The sequence below is a fragment of the Rhizobium sp. WYCCWR 11128 genome, assembly GCF_013416305.1.
Classification (GTDB): domain Bacteria; phylum Pseudomonadota; class Alphaproteobacteria; order Rhizobiales; family Rhizobiaceae; genus Rhizobium; species Rhizobium indicum.
Genome location: NZ_JACCEZ010000008.1, coordinates 174,289 through 194,083, shown reverse-complemented (window position 1 = coordinate 194,083; position 19,795 = coordinate 174,289). Strand labels below are relative to the sequence as shown.

General features: G+C 61.1%; 24 protein-coding genes. 19 read left to right on the top strand and 5 right to left on the bottom strand.

Features of this window, described 5'->3' with window-relative positions:
• Positions 1–4: 4 nt before the first annotated feature.
• On the bottom strand, positions 5–331 hold the full coding sequence (locus HX898_RS23600; protein ID WP_027682968.1) for a type II toxin-antitoxin system RelE/ParE family toxin: 327 nt from the start codon (positions 329–331) through the stop codon (positions 5–7).
• Positions 331–612: a type II toxin-antitoxin system Phd/YefM family antitoxin gene (locus HX898_RS23595; RefSeq protein ID WP_027667297.1), complete on the bottom strand. Its 282-nt coding sequence runs from the start codon at positions 610–612 to the stop codon at positions 331–333. Before HX898_RS23595 ends, HX898_RS23600 begins: the two co-directional genes overlap by 1 nt.
• Before the next feature lie 221 nt (positions 613–833).
• On the opposite strand from HX898_RS23595, the gene HX898_RS23590 reads away from it, so the two are divergent.
• The 16 genes from HX898_RS23590 (at position 834) to HX898_RS23515 (ending at position 13,584) form a co-directional block, all read left to right on the top strand.
• Positions 834–1,826, top strand: a complete 993-nt coding sequence (locus HX898_RS23590) for an LLM class flavin-dependent oxidoreductase (RefSeq protein WP_180195911.1) — start codon at positions 834–836, stop codon at positions 1,824–1,826.
• A gap of 24 nt (positions 1,827–1,850) precedes the next feature.
• A complete protein-coding gene (locus HX898_RS23585; RefSeq protein ID WP_180195910.1) occupies positions 1,851–3,200 on the top strand; it encodes an LLM class flavin-dependent oxidoreductase in 1,350 nt (449 codons plus the stop codon).
• A gap of 17 nt (positions 3,201–3,217) precedes the next feature.
• Complete coding sequence (locus tag HX898_RS23580; RefSeq protein WP_180195909.1) at positions 3,218–4,417, top strand: M20 aminoacylase family protein; 1,200 nt, start codon at positions 3,218–3,220, stop codon at positions 4,415–4,417.
• Positions 4,414–4,971 (top strand): GNAT family N-acetyltransferase, encoded by a 558-nt coding sequence (locus tag HX898_RS23575; RefSeq protein WP_180195908.1) that lies wholly within the window; start codon positions 4,414–4,416, stop codon positions 4,969–4,971. Before HX898_RS23580 ends, HX898_RS23575 begins: the two co-directional genes overlap by 4 nt.
• Positions 4,972–5,008: 37 nt before the next feature.
• On the top strand, positions 5,009–6,784 hold the full coding sequence (locus HX898_RS33465; RefSeq protein ID WP_180195907.1) for an amino acid ABC transporter permease/ATP-binding protein: 1,776 nt from the start codon (positions 5,009–5,011) through the stop codon (positions 6,782–6,784).
• Between the two features lie 92 nt (positions 6,785–6,876).
• Entirely contained in the window at positions 6,877–7,821 is a 945-nt protein-coding gene (locus tag HX898_RS23565; RefSeq protein WP_180195906.1) for an ABC transporter substrate-binding protein, read from the top strand.
• Between the two features lie 67 nt (positions 7,822–7,888).
• Positions 7,889–8,824: an ABC transporter substrate-binding protein gene (locus HX898_RS23560; protein ID WP_180195905.1), complete on the top strand. Its 936-nt coding sequence runs from the start codon at positions 7,889–7,891 to the stop codon at positions 8,822–8,824.
• 7 nt (positions 8,825–8,831) lie between these two features.
• Positions 8,832–9,869, top strand: coding sequence for an LLM class flavin-dependent oxidoreductase (locus tag HX898_RS23555; protein ID WP_180195904.1), 1,038 nt, complete (start codon positions 8,832–8,834; stop codon positions 9,867–9,869).
• Between the two features lie 55 nt (positions 9,870–9,924).
• Positions 9,925–10,521 (top strand): DsbA family protein, encoded by a 597-nt coding sequence (locus HX898_RS23550; protein ID WP_180195903.1) that lies wholly within the window; start codon positions 9,925–9,927, stop codon positions 10,519–10,521.
• 177 nt (positions 10,522–10,698) lie between these two features.
• Positions 10,699–11,259: an FMN reductase gene (gene msuE / locus HX898_RS23545; RefSeq protein WP_180195902.1), complete on the top strand. Its 561-nt coding sequence runs from the start codon at positions 10,699–10,701 to the stop codon at positions 11,257–11,259.
• Positions 11,260–11,270: 11 nt separating this feature from the next.
• Positions 11,271–11,468: a hypothetical protein gene (locus HX898_RS23540; RefSeq protein ID WP_180195901.1), complete on the top strand. Its 198-nt coding sequence runs from the start codon at positions 11,271–11,273 to the stop codon at positions 11,466–11,468.
• A 33-nt stretch (positions 11,469–11,501) separates the two neighbouring features.
• A complete protein-coding gene (locus tag HX898_RS23535) occupies positions 11,502–11,678 on the top strand; it encodes a hypothetical protein (RefSeq protein WP_180195900.1) in 177 nt (58 codons plus the stop codon).
• A gap of 13 nt (positions 11,679–11,691) precedes the next feature.
• Positions 11,692–11,841 carry a hypothetical protein gene (locus HX898_RS23530; protein WP_165422306.1) on the top strand — a complete coding sequence of 50 codons (150 nt, stop codon included), beginning with the start codon at positions 11,692–11,694 and terminating at the stop codon, positions 11,839–11,841.
• A 70-nt stretch (positions 11,842–11,911) separates the two neighbouring features.
• Complete coding sequence (locus HX898_RS23525; RefSeq protein WP_180195899.1) at positions 11,912–12,493, top strand: alpha/beta fold hydrolase; 582 nt, start codon at positions 11,912–11,914, stop codon at positions 12,491–12,493.
• Between the two features lie 11 nt (positions 12,494–12,504).
• Positions 12,505–12,813 (top strand): hypothetical protein, encoded by a 309-nt coding sequence (locus tag HX898_RS23520; RefSeq protein ID WP_138390196.1) that lies wholly within the window; start codon positions 12,505–12,507, stop codon positions 12,811–12,813.
• A gap of 3 nt (positions 12,814–12,816) precedes the next feature.
• Positions 12,817–13,584: a gamma-glutamylcyclotransferase gene (locus HX898_RS23515; RefSeq protein ID WP_180195898.1), complete on the top strand. Its 768-nt coding sequence runs from the start codon at positions 12,817–12,819 to the stop codon at positions 13,582–13,584.
• A gap of 25 nt (positions 13,585–13,609) precedes the next feature.
• Here the strand turns inward: HX898_RS23515 and HX898_RS23510 are convergent, their stop codons facing one another.
• From HX898_RS23510 to tauA, 3 genes are read right to left on the bottom strand one after another with little or no spacing between them, the layout of a single operon-like run.
• The gene (locus HX898_RS23510; protein WP_180195897.1) at positions 13,610–14,464 is read right to left on the bottom strand and encodes an ABC transporter permease subunit; all 855 of its coding nucleotides are present in this window, start codon (positions 14,462–14,464) and stop codon (positions 13,610–13,612) included.
• Entirely contained in the window at positions 14,461–15,249 is a 789-nt protein-coding gene (locus HX898_RS23505; protein WP_180195896.1) for an ABC transporter ATP-binding protein, read from the bottom strand. The genes HX898_RS23510 and HX898_RS23505 overlap by 4 nt, the downstream gene beginning before the upstream one ends.
• Positions 15,250–15,304: 55 nt before the next feature.
• Positions 15,305–16,318 carry a taurine ABC transporter substrate-binding protein gene (gene tauA, locus HX898_RS23500; protein WP_180195895.1) on the bottom strand — a complete coding sequence of 338 codons (1,014 nt, stop codon included), beginning with the start codon at positions 16,316–16,318 and terminating at the stop codon, positions 15,305–15,307.
• Positions 16,319–16,535: 217 nt separating this feature from the next.
• Here tauA and HX898_RS23495 point away from each other — a divergent pair, with 217 nt between their 5' ends.
• The 3 genes from HX898_RS23495 (at position 16,536) to HX898_RS23485 (ending at position 19,782) form a co-directional block, all read left to right on the top strand.
• Positions 16,536–17,891, top strand: a complete 1,356-nt coding sequence (locus HX898_RS23495; protein ID WP_138390199.1) for an FAD/NAD(P)-binding protein — start codon at positions 16,536–16,538, stop codon at positions 17,889–17,891.
• Between the two features lie 188 nt (positions 17,892–18,079).
• Positions 18,080–18,772, top strand: coding sequence for a GntR family transcriptional regulator (locus HX898_RS23490; protein WP_138334577.1), 693 nt, complete (start codon positions 18,080–18,082; stop codon positions 18,770–18,772).
• 407 nt (positions 18,773–19,179) lie between these two features.
• A complete protein-coding gene (locus HX898_RS23485; RefSeq protein ID WP_011654276.1) occupies positions 19,180–19,782 on the top strand; it encodes an amino acid synthesis family protein in 603 nt (200 codons plus the stop codon).
• Positions 19,783–19,795: the final 13 nt, after the last annotated feature.

Below are 19,795 nucleotides of genomic sequence, written 5' to 3'. Positions count from 1 at the left end.
ATGGCTAAGCGCGGATAAGCCTTCGCTCCAGAAAACTCTGCATGTCGCGACGTCCGTCTACCACGCAGTAGACGACGACATCCGTGCCCAGGATCCGATAGATCATGCGCCACGGCTTATGGTGCAGTTCCCGATATTCAGAAATTCCGATACCCGCCAACTCCTTCGGAATATTTCCGCGGGCGGGGAATTCTTCAAGCTCGGCGCAGGCACTCTCGATTTCCGTGAGGATGCGCTCTGCCGTCTCGGCGCCGTCGCGGCTAGCGATGAAGCGATACAGATCCTCAATGTCGCGTTCCGCGTCCTCAGCGAAAAGTACACGATATGGCATCAGGATCGGCTGTCCGCGAGACGTTTGCGGATGCGTGCGAAGGATTCCGCAGCGGGGCGCAGTTTGCCCTCCTCGACTTGCCGGTTGGTGAGCGCCAGCACCTTCAGGAGCGCCAGTGTCTCCTGTGTTTCTTCATATTGGCCGACGTCCTGAAGGATGGCTTTCGCCTCTCCGTGAAGCGTAATGACGACCGGCTGCGGGTTATCCTTCAGCGTCCGGATGATCTCCGGCGCATGCGCCTTGAGGTAGCTGATCGGCTTGACCTGTTCTGACAGCTTCATGCGGTTACTCCCTTTCGACCAGAATATAGACCATCAAGTGGTCGATTGAAAGAAGCCTTTCAATGCCGGCGGCGCACATTCCCGGCATCCGATTTTCCATCTTGGGTGCGGCCGGTTTTTTTCACTCAGCGTGTTCGAAAGAGAATGTCATTTCTTATAATGCAGTTTGTCTACTGATTTTATAGACTAAACTTTGCAACCAAGGATCGGATCGTGGTGCCATGACCTACCTCCTCAGTCTTCTCGACAAAAGCCCGATCGAACAGGGTCTAACGGCCGCGGATGCATTGCGGGCGACGGTAAAGATTGCCGCCCGGGCCGAGGAACTTGGTTATCACCGTTTCTGGGTCGCCGAGCATCATAATATGTCCAATCTGGCGAGCTCCGCGCCGGAGGCGCTGATAGCCTATCTTCTCGCCAGGACCTCGAGGATCCGCATCGGCTCCGGCGGCGTCATGCTGCAGCACTACAGCGCCTATAAAGTTGCCGAGACCTTCAATCTTCTGGCATCGCTTGCGCCCGGCCGCGTCGATCTCGGTGTCGGCAAGGCGCCAGGCGGATTTCCGCTCTCGACGCGCGCCCTGCAGCTTGCCGTCGATCCGGCCAGGAAGCCGGATTTCGCGAGCCAGCTTTCCGATCTCAACATCTATCTCGCCGCCGACCCGAATTACGACGGGGCGCAGGCGACGCCTTTCCCGCCGACTGCGCCTGAGCGTTTCCTGCTCGGCGCCAGCGTCGAAAGCGCCGAGCTCGCTGCAGAGAAGGGCTGGGAACTTGTTTTCGCCGGTCATTTGAACGGCGATCCGGACAATCTGCGCAGGACCTTCGAGGCCTATGAGCGGGCGTCCGGGGGCAAGCGTCCGATCCTGGCGCTCGCAGCCTTCGCCGCCGAAAGCGAGGACTATGCCCGCGAGCGCGTCGGCAAGCTGCGCATCGTCAAGGTGTTCCTGCCGAACGGCCAAACCGTCAATGTCGGCAGCGAGGAGCAGGCGGCCGAATTCGCCCGCCAGGCCGGCGTCACCGATTACCGCATCGAGGAAAAGGTTCCGAGCGTGCTGCATGGCACGGCGGAACAGATCCGCAAGGAGCTGGACGAACTTCACCGCCGCTATGGGGTCAAGGAGTTCGTGCTCGACACGCCGGCGCTTTCGGTTGCCGAGCGCCTGGCCTCCATCGAGCTGCTCGCCAAGGAGCGGCTTTCCCTCGTCGCCTGACCGTTTTCAAGGAGGATTGATCCCATGGCTCAAAAACACGTCACGTTCGGCATCATGTTGCAGGGTCCCGGGGGTCACATGAATGCGTGGAAGCATCCAAGCGGACCGGCCGATGCCAGCGTCAATTTCGAGTTCTTCGTCAATACCGCGCGCAAGGCGGAGGCGGCCGGCATCGCTTTCGCCTTCGTTGCCGACGGGCTCTACATCAACGAGCAGTCCATTCCGCATTTCCTCAATCGGTTCGAGCCGATCGCCATTCTCTCGGCGCTCGCCGCCTCGACCTCGAAAATCGGCCTCGTCGGCACGGTTTCGACCTCTTATAGCGATCCCTTCACCATCGCCCGCCAGTTCGCCTCGATCGATCTCATCAGCGGCGGCAGGGCAGGGTGGAATGCGGTGACCTCGCCGCTCGAGGGTTCCGGCCGCAATTACAGCCGCGAACATCCCGAGCACGAACTGCGCTACGAGATCGCCGAGGACTATATCGATGCGATCAAGGGCCTGTGGGATTCCTGGGACGACGACGCCTTCGTCCGCAATCGCGAGACCGGCGTCTTTGTCGACAAGACGAAGATGCATCGCCTCAACCACAAGGGCCGCTTCTTCCGCGTCGAGGGACCGCTCAATATCGGCCGTTCCAAGCAGGGCCAACCAGTCGTTTTCCAGGCTGGCGCCTCGGATTCCGGCATCAGGCTCGCCGGCAAGCATGCCGACGCCGTCTTCACCAATGGCGGGCCGTTCGAGGAGGCGCAGGCCTTCTACCGACAGCTCAAGGACAGCGTGATCGCCCATGGCCGCAGTGCCGCGGAAGTCGGTATTTATCCCGGTATCGGACCGATCGTCGGTGCGACGCAGGAAGAGGCGGAAGCCAAGTACCAGGCGATCCGCAACCTCGTCACGACAGAGGAGGCACTGCTCTATCTCGGCCGCTTCTTCGATCATCATGATTTCAGCGTCTATCCGCTCGACGAGCCGTTCCCCGAACTCGGCGAGATCGGCAGGAACAATTTCCGCGCCACCACCGACCGCATCAAGAAGACGGCGCGGCAGAAGGGCCTGACGCTCCGCCAGGTCGCGCTTGATTCCGCAACGCCGCGTACGGCCTTCATCGGCACGGCCGATCATATCGCCGACGAGATCATTCGCTGGGTGGACCATGGGGCCGCCGACGGCTTCATCCTCGGTTTCCCTGTCATCGCCGAGGGCTTTGACGATTTCTCCAGATACGTTCTGCCGATCCTGACGGAGCGCGGCTATTTCGATCCGGTCCTGAAGGGCGAGACGCTGCGCGACCATCTGGGTCTGCCCTTCCGCGAAAGCCGGTATGCGGCGGGCGCCGATCAGGTCGAACGCGGAAAGGCTGTCGGCGCCTGAAGCGCCGACGAACCGTCATGAACATCATCGCTCACAACTCGCGCAGCAACGATCCGGTTGAGAAGGGTATCGCCGCCTATCTCGACGAGATCATCGCGCTTCGCCACGACCTGCACCAATATCCGGAGCTCGCGTTTCAGGAGCTCAGGACCAGCAAGCTTGTGGCATCCCACCTTTCCTCCTGGGGCTATGAGGTGGCGACGGGCATTGCCGGAACCGGCATCGTCGCCACCCTCAGGCGTGGCAAGGGCAAAAAGCGGATCGGCATCCGCGCCGACATGGATGCCCTGCCGATTGAGGAGGCGACCGGTCTTGCCTATGCCAGCAGCAATCCCGGCGTCATGCATGCCTGCGGCCATGATGGGCATACGTCGATCCTGCTCGCCGCCGCGCGTTATCTCGCCGAAAGTGGCAATTTCAGCGGCACGCTGCGGCTGATTTTCCAGCCCGCCGAGGAGATCGGCGCTGGCGCCCGCAAGATGATATCGGAAGGCCTGTTCGAACGTTTTCCTGTGGATGCGGTCTTCGGGCTGCACAATTGGCCGGGTGTGCCGACGGGCCAATTCGGTTTCGTCGCCGGCCCGGCCATGGCTTCGGTCGACAAGGCAATCATCAAGATCATCGGCAAGGGCGGCCATGGTGCCGAACCCCACCGGACCGTCGATCCGGTACTCGCTTCGGCCTCCTTCATCACCGCGCTGCAGAGCGTCGTCTCGCGCAATGTCGATCCGCAGGACATGGCGGTCGCGACCGTCGGCTCGATCCATGCCGGCTCCGCCTCGAACGTCATCCCTGAGAGCGTCGAGATGAAGCTCACCATGCGGGCCTTCAGCGAGACGGTCCGCCAGCTGTTGCGAGAGCGCATTCCCGCCCTTGCCCGCGCCCAGGCGGAAAGCTTCGGCGCCGAGGCGGATGTGAATTACCGCCTCGGCTTTCCGGCACTGATCAACCATGCGGCGGAGACCGCCTTTGCCCGTGACGTCGCCTATGACGCACTCGGCGCCGCGGCGATCGAGAAGGATTTCCGGCCGAGAACCGCGAGCGAGGATTTTGCCTTCATGCTGCAGGCAAATCCCGGCAGTTATCTCTTCGTCGGGAATGGCGACAGCGCGCCTCTCCACAGTGCCCATTACAATTTCAACGACGCGATCATCGCGCCGGCCGCCCGCTACTGGGTGCGGCTCGCCGAAACCTTCCTCACTGATGACAACGGGTGATGAACGATATGAGCGATACGTTTCTCTATACCAGCCCTCTCGACCCGCGTGCCAAGCCGCTGATCGATGAATTGATCTACGAATATGACAGCCGCTACGGCAACTATTTTAATGCCGAAGGGGCTGCGGCCGAGTTGAACCGTTATCCTCCTGAAGCCTTTGCGCCGCCTGACGGCAATTTTCTCCTGTTGATCCGTGATGGCGAAACCATCGGCGGCGGCGCCTTCAAGCACTATGACGAACGCACGGCCGAGTTCAAACGCATCTGGACGCGCTCCGATCTGCGCCGTCAGGGCCTTGCCCGCAAGGTGCTGGTGGAACTGGAGGCCCAGGCCGCCCGCCAAGGCTATTCCCGCATCTACCTGACGACCGGCTTTCGCCAGCCCGAAGCCGTCGGCCTCTATCTGAACTACGGCTACACCGCTCTCTTCGACACCTCCGCCGATCCCGAGATCTACAAGAGCCTGCCCTTCGAGAAGGACATCACCCATCTCGCTGAGCCTGCTCACGAAGATGCGGAACCGCACCTCCGCGTGGCCGGCGCAAATTTCTGAAAACGGCAAAGACCGACAATCATAAAAGGGAAGCACAATGGCACTGACGACGGATTTCGCCGGCATCGACCCCGGCAGCAGGACGGCAGGATCGAAGGATTATTCCCGCTATCGCATCGTGCCTGCCCGCCATCCGGGCCGCTTGGCGGGTACGATCTTTGCCGCCGTCGTCATCATCGCCGTGCTCTATTCCATCTTCACCAATCCGCGCTGGGGTTGGGGCGTCTTTGCCGAATGGTTCTTTGCCGAACCCGTGCTCGTCGGTCTCGGCAGGACGCTGCTTTTGACCGTGCTTGCCGCCATATCCGGCTCCATCCTCGGAACGGCTCTGGCGCTTGCCCGCGTTTCCAAGTCGCCGCTGCTCTCCGGCCTCTCCTGGGGCTATATCTGGCTGCTGCGCTCGATCCCCGTCATCGTGCTGCTGCTGATCTTGAACAATCTCGGCTACCTCTATGAGACGATCAAGATCGGCATTCCCTTCACCGATACTATCTTCCTCGACTATCCCACAGTGCAGTTGCTGACGCCCTTTGCTGCCGCTCTTCTCGGCCTGACGCTCAACCAGTCGGCCTTCTTCGCCGAGATCGTGCGCGGCGGCATCCTCGCTGTGGATCACGGACAGTTGGAGGCCGCCGCAGCACTCGGTCTGCCGCGCCGCCGCCAGGCCTTCCGCATCGTGCTGCCGCAGGCCATGCGCTCGATCCTGCCGACCGGCTTCAACGAACTCATCGGACTGGCGAAGAGCACCTCCATGGTCTACGTGCTGGCGCTGCCGGAGCTCTTCTATACGGTCCAGGTGATTTATCGGCGCAATCTCGAAGTCATTCCGCTGCTGATGGTCGCGACCGTCTGGTATCTGATCATCATGACGGTGCTGTCGATCGCTCAGCGCTATATCGAACGCTACTTCTCCAAAGGCGCCGTGCGCAACCCGACGCCGTTGCCCTTCCAGGCATTTTTCGAGCGTTTCCGCCGTCCGCTGCCTGTCCTCGATACGGCGACCGACACCGTGCGCAAGATCGGTTTCCAGGATGCTGCGACGCTGCGGGCCGCAGGCGGCGCGGTGCGCATCCACGGTATCTCCAAAAGCTTCGGCTCGCTGAAAGTGCTCGATGATGTCGAGCTCAGCCTTCCCGCAGGCAGCGTGACCGCCATCCTCGGTCCGTCCGGCTCCGGCAAGTCGACGCTTCTGCGCGCCATCAACCATCTGGAGCGTGTCGATGAGGGTTTCATCTCGGTCGACGGCGATTTCGTCGGCTACAGCAGGAAGGGCGACACGCTCTACGAGCTCAAGGAGAAGGATATCCTCAAGCGCCGCGCCGATATCGGCATGGTCTTCCAGAGCTTCAATCTCTTCCCGCATCTGACCGTGCTCGAAAACCTCATCGAGGCACCGATCCAGGTTCGCGGCATCGGCCGCGAGGAAGCGGTGCAGCTGGCGCAGGAGCTGCTGGCACGCATCGGCCTCAGCGACAAGATCAACGCCTATCCGCGCCAGCTTTCCGGCGGCCAGCAGCAGCGTGTGGCGATCGCCCGCGCACTGGCGCTCCGCCCGAAGGTGCTGCTCTTCGACGAGCCGACCTCGGCGCTCGATCCCGAGCTCGTCGGCGAAGTGCTCGACGTCATCAAGGAACTTGCCCGCACCGGCACGACGCTCGTCATCGTCACCCATGAGGTCGGTTTTGCCCGCGAAGTCGCCGACACGGTCGTCTTCATGGACAGCGGCCGCATCCTGGAGGCTGGCCCGCCGGCCCGCATCTTCGCACAAGCGGAACATCCCCGTACGCGGGAATTCCTCGCCAAGGTTCTCTAGCGCCTGATAGCGCTGGCGAAATGCCGGGCCGCGACGGGTTGCTCCGGCCGAATAACAATAACCACAACCTAAAGATGAAATGGAGAAGGGGCATGACATTTAAAGATAGGGCAAGGCTTCTGATAGCGGGAGCCGTCACCATTGCCGCGATCGGTTTCGGTTCCGCTCAGGCGCAGCAGAAGTTCGATCTCAGCCCCGAGCAGCCGAACCGGCTGCGGGTGGAAAAGAACGAGAAACGCATCGCCGAAGTCAAGGACTTCAAGTTCGTCGAAAGCGGCGTCTTCACTGTCGGTATCAGCTCGAGCGGCAATCTGCCGCTGCATGATTATGCCTCCGATTCCAAGACGGTCATCGGTTACGATGTCGATCTGGCGCAGGCCATTGCCGATAGCCTGGGCCTGAAGCTCGAATTGGTTTCTGTTGCCTGGGCCGATTGGCCGTTGGGGCTGACCTCCGGAAAGTTCGACGCGGTGATCTCCAACGTGACGGTCACGGAAGAGCGCAAGGAGAAATTCGATTTCTCGACCTATCGCAAGGACGAGCTTGGCTTCTACGTCAAGGCCGACAGCCCGATCACCTCGATCAAGCAGCCGAAGGATATTGCTGGCCTGAAGGTCATCACCGATGCCGGCACCAACCAGGAGAAGATCCTGCTGGAATGGGACCGACAGAACGTAGCCGCCGGCCTGAAGCCGATCGAGGTGCAATATTATGACGACGACGCGGTCAAGGATCTCGCCGTTCAGTCCGGCAGAGCCGACACCGTCTTCAGCGTGAACGCGACGCAGGCCTATTCGGCAGGGATCAACGGCAAGACCAAGCTCGTCGGCACCGTCAGCGGCGGTTGGCCGATCACGGCAGAAATTGCCGTCACCACACGCAAGGGCAGCGGCCTGGCTGCTCCCTTGACCGATGTGGTCAACGACCTGATCGCCAGCGGCGCCTATCGGAAGATCCTCGATACATGGAACCTCGGTCCGGAGGCGATCGACAAAGCCCAGACCAACCCGCCGGGCCTGCCGAAGAGCGGCTCCTGATTAGTTCCTATAGGGCCGGCGGCATTGCTGCCGGCCATCCTGTCTGACAGTTTGGAGATTAAAGACGATGATTGCCTTTCCGGCATTCCGGACCCTGCTGATCGCCGCCATGGCGGCGGCCCTTTCCTTCGGCGCAGCCCATGCGGCCGAGGATTTCGACCTCAGCCCAGAGCAGCCGGGCCGGCTTCATGCCGCCAGGAACGATGCGGCGATTGCCGCAATCCCCAAGGATTTCAAGTTCGTCACACCAGGCAAGTTCACCATCGCCGTCAGCCCCGGCGGCCCGCCGCTTGCCACGTACGCGACAGACGCCAAGACGGTGGTCGGAGCAGATCCCGACTATGCCTATGCCATCGCCGACAGCCTCGGGCTGACGCTGGAGATCGTGCCGGTCGCCTGGATCGACTGGCCGCTCGGCCTCACCTCGGGCAAATATGATGCCGTCATCTCCAATGTCGGCGTCACCGAGCAGCGCAAGGAGAAGTTCGATTTCTCCACCTACCGCCAGGGTCTGCACGGTTTCTTCGTGAAATCCGACAGTCCTGTCACCTCGATCAAGGAACCCAAGGATGCGGCCGGCCTCAGGATCATCGTCGGGGCAGGCACCAATCAGGAGCGCATCCTGGTGAAATGGAGCGACGAGGATGTCGCCGTGGGCCTGAAGCCGATCGAGCTACAATATTACGACGACGAGGCGGCAAGCCTTCTCGCGCTGCGTTCCGGCCGGGCCGATGTCATCGTCCAGCCGCATGCACAGCTCGTCTTCATCGCCGCGCGCGACAAGAACATCAAACGCGTCGGCACGCTGAGCGCCGGCTGGCCGGATCGCTCGGATGTCGCGATTACCACCCGCAAGGGAAGTGGGTTGGCCGATGCGCTGACTGCCGCCACCAACGGCCTGATCAAAGACGACACCTACGCAAAAATCCTCGATCACTGGCATCTCTCCGAGGAAGCCTTGCCGGTATCCGAGACCAACCCGCCCGGCCTGCCGAAATACTGATCATCGGATGGCACGAGTGTTCAACATATCCATCAGCCATATCGGCTTCCTCACCCCCGGCAATTATCCCGACGAAGATCCGTTGTCGGGATTGGAGCAGACGCTTGAGCAGCTGCAATATGGCGAAAATCTGGGCTTCGACAGCGCCTGGGTCCGGCAGCGGCACCTGGAGCCTGGAATCTCTTCGGCGAGCGCCTTCCTGGCGGCGGCGACGCAGCGAACCAGTCGGATCGAGCTTGGAACCGCGGTCATCCCGATCGGTTATGAAAGCCCTTATCGGCTGGCCGAAGACCTCGCCACCGTCGATGTTCTGTCACGTGGGCGGCTGAATATCGGCGTCAGCGCCGGACGACCGTTGCACGCAGACCTGATCGCCCCGCTCGTCTTCGACGGCGATTGGACGGGTTACGATTTCTCGCATGACCGCGTGCTGCGCTTTGCCGACAATCTGCGTGGCAGCTATCTCGGCGACGAGCAGACCTTGATCAAGACGCCCTTCGGCCCGCAGCGGCCACGGCTGCAGCCTTATGCCAAGGGCCTGATCGACCGGATCTGGTATGGCGGCGGGTCACAGCGCTCGGCCGAATGGGCCGGCCGCAATGGCTTCAACCTGTTGACCGGCAATGTGATAACGGGCGAGGGGACCGATGATTTCTTCACCGCGCAATCGCGGCTGATCGAAACCTATCGCGGCGCCGGTACGCAGCGCCGGGTCGCGCTGGGCCGCGTCATCGTGCCTTTCGATAGCGCAGATGCGGCAACGCGGCGCCGGTATCGAGACTATGCCGATGGCCGTCATGAGCGAACCCTTTCACCGCAGGGCGAGCGGCGCACTCTGTTCGCCCGTGATGTCGTCGGTACATCGGACGAGATATTGGCGCAGCTTTTTGCCGATCCGATCCTGCCCGAGGTCAGCGAGTTGAGGCTGGAGCTCCCTTACGAGTTCGAGCACGAGGAATATCGCCAGATTCTCCACGACTTCGTGACGCTGATCGCACCGGAGCTCGGATGGAAAGCGCCATCCGAAGTTAGATCCGCTTCCTGAAAATGCCGTCGACCATTCGACGCCAGAACAATCACCTCGCAGGGAATATGCATCAGTGACCAAATCAGTAGAGTACTTCTTTTCGATCGGCTCGCCCTGGTCCTACATCGGCTTCGACGCCTTCGCCGAACTTGCGGCGAAGAACGACGTCGTCATCACGCCCTATCTGACGACGGTGGTCGAGGAAAATGGTGGTATCTTTTCGCGCAACCGCCCGGAGATCCGGCGCGCCTACTGGACGCGGGACCTCAAGCGCTGGGCGCGCGTACGTGGCAAGGAACTGCGGCTCGAACATCGCCCTGATTTGAGCGATCCGACGCCGGCGTCCCTCTTCGTGATTGCGGCCTATCTCGACGGGCAGGATTGGATCGGCGTTGCCCGCGCCCTGCAGCATGCCTTCTGGAGCGAGGCGAGGGATATCGGCAAGCCCGACGTGCGCGAGGCGATCGTGACATCAGCAGGTCTCGATGGCGCAGCACTCCTCAGGCGACAAGCCGATGACGATGTCCAGAACAAGTGGTCGGCGGACCGCGTGCATGCCCGCGACAGCGGCGTCTTCGGCTTTCCCACCTATGTCTTTGACGGCGAGATCTATTGGGGGCAGGACAATTTGCCCTTCCTCGAACGTCATCTTCGCGGCGACAAGCCTTAGGCTTGGAATTGCAGCGTCCCGAGGTCGCAGATGTCGATGGCGGTCGACTTGCAGCTTATGCGTGCCGGAACGGCGGCGAACGGTTTTTTCAACCAGGCGAAGAAGGAGAGATGCACGTTCCTTTAATCTATCAATTTTGTAGATAATAGTTGAGGCAACGCAAAGAGAGGAAAAACCATGTCAGGTTTCAAACTCGTCGGCATCGCTGGCAGCTTCAACCGTCCATCGAAGACTTTGGCACTCGTGCGGCACATCGCCGAACGTGCGAGCATTCGCTACGGATTTACCAGCAAGACCTATGATCTGCATGATGTCGGTCCGTCGCTGGGCAGCGCCTTGTGGCGCAAGGATCTCGACGCGCAGGCCAGGCGTGTCGTCGACGAGATCGTGCAGGCCGATGCCCTGATCATCGGCTCGCCGACCTACAAGGGCTCTTATCCCGGCCATTTCAAGCACCTCATCGACCTGATCGACCCCCACGAACTTCGGGGCAAGCCGATCATCATCACGGCGACCGGCGGCGGTGACCGGCATGCGTTGATGGTCGAGCATCAGCTCCGGCCGCTGTTTGGCTTTTTCATGGCTCATACCTTGCCGACAGCCGTCTATGCGTCCGATCGCGATTTCACAGACTATGCGGTTTCATCCGACGCGCTTTTGGCCCGCATCAACGAAGTGATCGGCGAATTGGCGGCTTTCTTTCCGGGCGCAAACCCGGCCCTGGCGGCGGCCGAGTAAGGATCGTCACCATGGCTCGATCTCAGGAAGCAGCGATCACCGATACGGAAAGGCCGGGGCCAGGCGATCAATTGTGGAGCGTCTTCGAATTCGCCCGACGATATCGTCTGGCCAAACGCGAGGAGAACCGCCTGCTGATGCTCTACGGACCGACGGCATCGCTTCACGTTCTTCTCGCCAGTGCACAACGTCATTCGCTGATTTCCTAGCTGAAGAACAGCAGTCCCTGACAGGAGGTTCGCATGAAGCTTGATTTTCACTTCTGGCTGAAGCGCGCAATCGGCCGGTTCCTCGGCCTGAAGTCGCCCGCTGAACGGGAGCCTGTAAACGGATTGTTCGCGCGGGACGACGAGCGCGACCGGTCCGCCCGCGAATACGAACTCCATTATTGGGGCACCATGCCCGGCCTTTGGTATTGAGGAGGACGGCGTGATGGCGATTGTCGTTGAGACCGACCTGCGTCGGCACGGTGCGAGAAGAGCGGAAGGCAGCGTCATGTCGTATTTCAGGCATGCGGCCGGTATCTGCACGATCGTCAGCTCCTTCACATTCCTGTTTGCCCTGGTGATCGGGTGGATCTGATGAGGGGTGTCCGATGTTTGCCCCGATCGGGAAAAAGACCGGCGCGCAGCTTCAGAGAGGATGCCGTCAGATGATCGATGTACTTATTCTTCCCGGGCTTTTCGGCTCGGGAGAAGGGCATTGGCAACAGCACTGGCTGCAGGATCAGCCAGGCAGTCGTTGCGTCGTTCAGGACGACTGGGATCATCCGAACCTTGACAACTGGCTGCTGCGATTGGAAGGCGCGCTTGAAGAGGCCGGCGAGGCCTATCTGGTTGCCCATAGTCTCGGATGCCTGCTTGCCGCCCGCTTGGCCGGGCGAAGTGCCGCACGTTGCGTCAAAGGGGCATTGCTCGTTGCTCCATGCGATCTGCCGGTCACGGAAAACCTGCATCCGGGGCATATCTCGTTTGGCGCCATGCCGACGGCGCCTTTGCCTTTTCCAAGTATCGTCGTCGGCAGCATGAACGATGCCTACATGACGGTCGATCGGTTGACCTTGTTTGGCCGCTTGTGGAACGCCGAGACCAGGAATATCGGCCTTGCCGGGCACATCAATGTCGCCAGCGGCTTTGGTCGCTGGCGCAGCGGTTACCGATTGCTGGAGGGCTTGAAGACGCAAACGCGCGGTCGAAGGCATGTCGTTTCGATGCCGCCGGCTTTTGCTATGTGAGACAGAGTGGAATGTCCGATATTGTCGCCGACCTGTTGCGCCTTAGCGAAGATCCGAATGCTGACCCGAGGACCAGGCGCCGGCAAATCATGGAGCGGCTGGTACAGACGCTGCTTGCCATGGCCGATGCCGAAATCGGACCGGGAGATGCGCAGCATCGCCATTCGATCCTCCATCTGACGACGATCATCCGCGAGATGACGGAAAGGATTGCAGAGGCCGATGATGTGACGTTTTCGGCAATCGTCAGGGAGGCCGCGATGCTGATACGCAGCCTGCAGCGGCGCCAAGCCGATGCGGCCAGATTTACGGTGCATTGACACATGACGGATATCCGGGAGCATAAGCTGGTGACGGTCCGGGGAAGCAAACTTTTGATGACCGGATCAAGAATGGCGCTGACGGACGAGCTCGTATCGCTGAGCCTTCGCCCCGCGATCGATGTCGGCCCCGAGCCACATCGAAAGCCGCTGACCGAAGCGGAGGTGGAGATGCTCGCCAACCGGCTTCTCCACGAGTCTACCGGTGCTCCGCTTTGGATCTTCGCCTATGGGTCATTGATATGGAAGCCGGACTTCGATGCCGTCGAATCGCAACATGGCGCAACAAGAGGGTGGCATCGCTCCTTCTGCCTGCAGATGACTCGCTGGCGGGGGACGCGGGCCCAGCCGGGTCTGATGATGGCACTTGACCGCGGTGGACGTTGTAACGGCGTCGTCTTCAGGCTTGCCGATGATGATCTCCTTGGCCAGATTCGGCGGTTGATCCGTCGTGAAGTCGGCACGATCGACGATGCTGCGTCGGTTCGCTGGATCCCGGTCGCGACCGCGCATGGGCTGGTGCGCGCGCTGGTCTTTTGGGCTGGTCCCAAGGGCGAGCGTGTTTCGCGCAAATTGCCGCTGGAGACGGTGGCGCAGGTGCTCGCAAGAGCCTGCGGACATATGGGCTCCTGCGCCGAATATCTGTATCTGACGGTGAAACATCTGGAGGAACGCGGCATCCGGGACCGCAATTTATGGCGGCTTCAGAAACTGGTCGCAGCCGAGCTTGTTGCCATACACGGGCTGAACGCGGCGGCAGGAGGCCATTGAAACAGGCGTCGCTGCCGCCGTTTGGTCAGAGCTTGCCCTTCCAGGGCACGAAGAACGCCTCCAGAAAACGAATGGCGGCCGAGAAGGTGAACGCGCAGATCGCGATGATGCCGATGCCGACGAAGACGACGTCGGTTGCCAGGAACTGTGAAGCCGACATGATCATGAAACCGATCCCGCGCGTGGACGCGATCAATTCAGCCGCAACCAGCGTACCCCAGCCGACACCGAGCGCAATCCGAATGCCGGTAAGGATCTCGGGCAGGGCGGATGGCAGGACGATATCAAGAAAGAGCTGCAGCCGGCTCGCGCCCAGCGAACGGGCGGCATTGACGCGCTCGATCGGCAGCGAACGAACGCCGGCCTGGGCTGAAAGGCAGATCGGTGCGAACATCGCAAGCACCAGCAGCGTGACTTTCGATGTCTCGCCGATGCCGAGCCAGATGATCATCAGCGGCAGGTAGGAGAGCGGTGGAAGCGGCCAGTAGAACTCGATCGGCGCGTCGAGCACGCCTTTCGCCCAGCGGTTCAGCCCCATGAGCAAGCCGAGCGGAATGCCGGCGGAGACGGCGATGAGGGCTGCGACCACGATGCGGAACAGGCTCGCAAAAACATGCTCGGAGAGCGACGCGCCGGCGTAACCGTCGCGATAGATGGCGCCGATTTGTGTCAGCACCTCGTCCGGGCGCGGCAGGAACAGGTGTGGAACGACACCGAGCGCGGATACGAGCCACCACAGCAGCAGTATGGCCAGCGCCGTGGCAATGCTGATGGCCACCGTCGATTTCTCACCGGCTCCGAAGCTTGCCATTTTTACCAGCTTGACCTGGCGGTCCTCTCTACCCGCTGCAATCGGCGGGGCCTGCACTATATCGCTCATGCGGCGCTCTTGAGGTCTTCGGTGCTGTGCAGAATGGCGCGGATCTCCTCGCGCAGCTCGGCAAATTGCGGCGACGCCTTGATCGATCGGGCGTCGCCGGTTTCGGCGAAGCGGCGAACGAAATCCAGATCGAAGCGTGCCACGACGCGTCCCGGTCGAGGTGACATGACCAGGACCTGTGTGCCCAGGAACAAGGCCTCTTCGATCGAGTGCGTGATGAAGAAAACCTTCTTTGCCGTTTTATCCCAGATGGAAACCAGCAGTTCCTGCATCTGCTCGCGCGTCAGGCTGTCGAGCGCGCCGAACGGCTCGTCCATCAGCAGGATGTCGGGATTTGTCGCCAGAGCACGCGCGATGCCGACACGCTGGCGCATGCCGCCAGACAGCTCGTAGGGAAAAGCGCCGGCGAATTCGTCGAGGCCGACGAGCCGGAGCAGCTCCAGCGCGCGCGCTTCGCGCTCCTTGCGCTTGACCCCGGCGAATTTCAAACCGAGCGCGACATTGTCGACAACGGATTTCCAGGGCAGCAGCGAGTCTTTCTGAAAAACGACGCCGCGATCTGCGCCGGGTTGTTCGACCGCGCGGCCATCGAGCGTGATGCGGCCATCCGAAAGCGGAAGGAAACCGGCAATCGCGTTGAGAAGGGTTGATTTGCCGCATCCCGACGCGCCGAGTGCGACGACGAAGCCCCGTTCGGGAATATCGAAGGAAACGCGATCGAGCGCGTGAACGGTCCGCCCGTCGCGGGCTGCGAAGAAAACGCTGGCGTGATCGACTTTAAGCATATTGCCGCTCGCAAGTTTGACGCCGGCGCAACGACTGCGCCGGCGCCAGGGAGGATCAGTTGCTGACGCCGGTGAGGGCATCTGCGGTGACGAAGGCGCCATAATTCGCCAGCACATCGGAAACCTTGCCCTGTTCCTTCAGAAACGATGCCGTGTCCTTGAGGATCTTGCCGGCACCCGCCTTTTCGCCGCCGCCGAGCCATGCATCCGATGCCTGGACCTCAGGTGTCAGAAGCGTGAGGTTCTTCAGGGCCGAGGCCTGCTGTTCAGCTGTTCCGCCGAGAAGCTTGGCAAGCGACTTGGCGTTGTCGCTGTCGGGACCCCAGGCGGATTTGTCCGATGCGAAGGATGCGTAGTATTTGTTGATGACCGAGGCGAAACCCTTCAGAAATTCCGGGTTGTCGGCGGCAAACGTCGAGGTCGCGACCCAGGCGGAGAATGTCGGCGCACCCTTGTCTGCCACCTCTTTGGAGGTCACCAGGACCTTCCCGTTTTTCTTCAGTTCGGTGAGTGCCGGATCCCAGACGAAGCCGCCGTCGATGTCGCCGCGATTATAGCTTGCGACGATCTCAGGCTGAGGGATTGCGAAGACCTGAACGTCCTTTTCGGTCAGGCCCAGCGATTTGATCAGCGCCAGCAGCTGATAGTGGTCCGTGGACACCGGCGCAGCGGCAAGCTTCTTGCCCTTCAGATCATTCAGGCTTTCGATGCCGGAGCCGTTACGGACGACGAGAGCCTCGTCGATGCCCGAGATGGAGGCGAGGTAAAAGGCCTTGACCTCGAGCCCGCGTGATACTGCAGCCGCAAACGGGCTGGAGCCGACATAGCCCACCTGGACATCGCCGGATGCAATCGCCGCAAAGATTTCGGCGCCCGAATTGAACCTGCGGAAGTCGACGTCATATCCCGTCTCCTTGGCGAATTCGCCATTGGCGATCGCCACGGAAGACGGCAAAGCATCGGTTTGATAGGCGACGACGACTTTCTTGTCCGCCGCTTCAGCGACAACCGCCGCTGTTAGAGTGCCGACGCCGACGGCGATTGCGGTAACCAAATTCTTGAAATTCATCTTGAGCCCCTTTGTTCAGGGCCGCACGGCCCTTGATCTCACCCTCAAAAGCGTAATCGTTGGGGAGGGGCTAGCGGGAGAAATAACAAACTATATTTATAGACTATAGAGATAATTGTTTTCGTGATTCTGCCGCTCGTGCGATCCGCAAGGACCGGCGAGCGACACGAGGCTTGAATGGCGAAATGTCTCGATGACGTTCTGAGCTTCAGGGAGAATGCATTTGACATATGATGTTATCGTGGTCGGTTCCGGTTTTTCAGCGATAGCGGTTACCTGCAATCTCATCGAGCAGCTTCCCGCTTCGGCGAAGGTCGCCGTCGTCGGCGACGATCCTGGTTTCGGCCGCGGGACGGCGTACCGGACGGAGCTCTATCTCCATCGCCTCAATGTTCCTGCCGGCCGCATGAGCCTGCTGCCGCATCAACCCGACGACTTTGTCGACTGGCTGAAAGGCCATGGTCGCCGGTTGCAGGCAGGCGATTTCGCCTCGCGCAGCGATTACGGTCTTTATGTCCGCGATACGCTTGCGCGGCTGCTTCGAAAGCGGGAGGGCCGTTGCAGGGTCGATTTCATCAAGGCCAAGGCGGCGGGATGCGTTGAACGTTATAGCAGCACGCTGGCCTTCCATCTCGGCAATGGTGACGAGATTGCCGGGAAGAACGTCGTGCTCTGCCTCGGCGTCGGGAACGCGACCCTGCCGGTCGCTCCGGATGGCGTCCCACCATCGCTGCGATCGCGGATCATCGAGAACCCGTGGCGGCTTTCTTGGCTGAGGCGCGTCGCACCGTCCGATGCGGTGTGCATCCTCGGATCCGGCCTGACGATGATTGATCAGGTCCTCGCGCTTCGCGCCCATGGCCACAGCGGCAAGATCGATGTGCTTTCGCGGCGCGGGCTCGCACCGCTCGGACACGCGTGGAAGCCGCCGGCGCCTCTGCCGATCGACGTCGAGAGGCTTCCCGAGACGATCAGCGGCATATTGAAGACCCTGCGGGCGAAGAGCAGGACGGCTGCCGACTGGCGAGCCGTGATGGACGGTCTGAGGCCTGCAACGCAGGCTCTCTGGCAACGGCTTTCGAGCGAGGGGCGCGCACGCTTCCTCAGGCATGCGCTTCCCTGGTGGAACATCCATCGTCACCGGGTCGCGCCTGACGTGTTCGACAGGTTTGAGAAGCTGGTTTTAGACGGAACCGTTCGTTTCCACGCGGGCTTCCTGAAATCGCTTGGGGCCGAGGAGGGGCGGCTCGCTGCCGGCTACAGGGTCAGAGCGACGCGCGAGATCGCCGAGATCAGGGCGGACTGGCTCGTCAACTGCACAGGAATGGAGCGGGCCGGGATCAGCCATTCACCGCTTTTGAAGGAGATGAGCCGCTTTGAGTTGATCGCCCCCGATCCTCTCGGCCTCGGGATCCAGGTGGATGCCGCTTCCAAGGTGATAGCCCCGTCCTCGCCTGCCCGACTGTTTGCGGTCGGCGCCCTGACGGCGGGGCAGTTCTGGGAGATCACCGCCGTTCCGGATATCCGGGTGCAGGCCAAGGCCGTGGCCGAGGAGATCGTTTCAAGAGGCTAGCTCGCGACATGTAGGCAGCAGAGCCTCTTTTGCGCGTCTGAAAAGACGCCCGCTGCTATAGCTCGGCACAGCGCTTGTTGAATTGCCGGGCGCCGCCAGCTACAGTATCTGGTACGCCATAATACGATTCTTGCATTCGGCTGCCGCGGCGGAAGTTGAGCGTGCAAAGTCCAACACTGAGGTACAGAATGAGCGGTGCTCTGAAGGACGCCATTAGAGTCGAGCGTCCTGCAAAGACCTTGCGGGAATTGGCGCTCGACAAGGTCCGCGAAGCCATCGTCAACGGATATTTCCGTCCCGGAGATCGCCTTGTCGAGCGTGACCTCTGCGCCCAGCTCGGCGTCAGCCGAACAGTCGTGCGCGAGGTTCTGAGACATCTTGAATCGGAAGGGCTTGTCGCCAATCTGCCGAACAAGGGGCCGATCGTCGCGCAGCTCGACATCGACGAAGCCAAACAGATCTATGAGATCCGCGGCGCGCTGGAAGGCATGGCGGCGCGGCTGTGCGCGGAGCGCCGCAGCCCCGAGATCGTCGCCGCGCTGGAGGAATCGCTGGCTGGGATCCGCAACAGTTACCGCGACAACGACATGTCAGCTGTGCTGACGAACACCTCTTCCTTCTATCATACGCTGTTTACGATGGTTGACAGGAACGTTGCCTGGGGTGTCGTCAATCTCCTCACCGTGCGCATAAACCACCTGCGCTCGATGACAATCAAGACGGAGAGGCGCGGCATCGAAGGGCCTCTGCAGATGTCGAAGATCGTCGACGCCATCCGCCTTGGTGACGGCGAGGGGGCTTACCGGGCCGCGATGGATCACGTCGCCGCGGCAAGCGCGATTGCCGAAGCGGTGCTGTCCGCCAAGAAGCCTGCCGACTAGGCACGAGCAGGCCCCTGCCGCTTCTCCGCAGGCCCTGGCAATGCGCTCACCTCGGCTGTCGAAGTCACTCCATTTGCGATGATGTTCCGCGCAATTCAGCGCAATCCATACTCCGCGCTTGACACCTAACTTTGTCCAATGTGATGGTATGCCATATTAAATAATATATAAGGCGGTACCATGAACTGGGACGACCGTGACTTCTGGACTCGGCCTGCCTCCGCGGGGCGCCGCCATGTCGTTTGTCAGCTGACAACGCGCTGACCAGAAGCGCTTTCCGAAGGGTCGAGAGCGCACGCCCAAACTGAAGATCTCCGCCTCGGCCTGAACCGCGTTCTCCCAGGAACCAACTTGACACTCATATATTATGGTATACCATAATACGATATTGAGAAATGAGGTGCTTGATGGCCATTCAAATTCGCAAGACGGGACTGCAGATCGAAACGACGCTGATCGAAGGCGGCAAGGCCGCGGCGGTTCCGCTGAAGCTGTTTACCGCCTTCGCGGTCGTGAAGAATCCCTGGGCGGGCCGCGGCTTTGTCGACGACCTCAAGCCCGAAATTCACGCAGGCGCTCCGGTGCTCGGCGAGTTGCTGACCAAGATGATCATCGATGCGGTCGGGTCCGGCGATGCTGTCGAAGGATATGGAAAATCCGCTGTCGTCGGCCTGGACGGCGAGATCGAACACGGGTCCGCGCTCATCCACACGCTGCGCTTCGGCAATTTTTATCGCCAGGCCGTCGGCGCCAAGTCCTATCTCGCCTTCTGTAACACACGCGGTCCTGCCAACGCGCCGATCATGATCCCGCTGATGGACAAGAACGATGAAGGCCGCCGTTCGCACTACCTGACCATCCAGACGTCGATCCCCGACGCGCCTGCTGCCGACGAGATCGTCGTGGCTCTCGGTGCTTCGATAGGCGGGCGCCCGCATCACCGCATCGGCGACCGCTACCAGGATCTGAAAGACTTGGGGCAGGACGTTGCCAATCCTGCGGGCGTTTGAGGGAGCGGCTCTG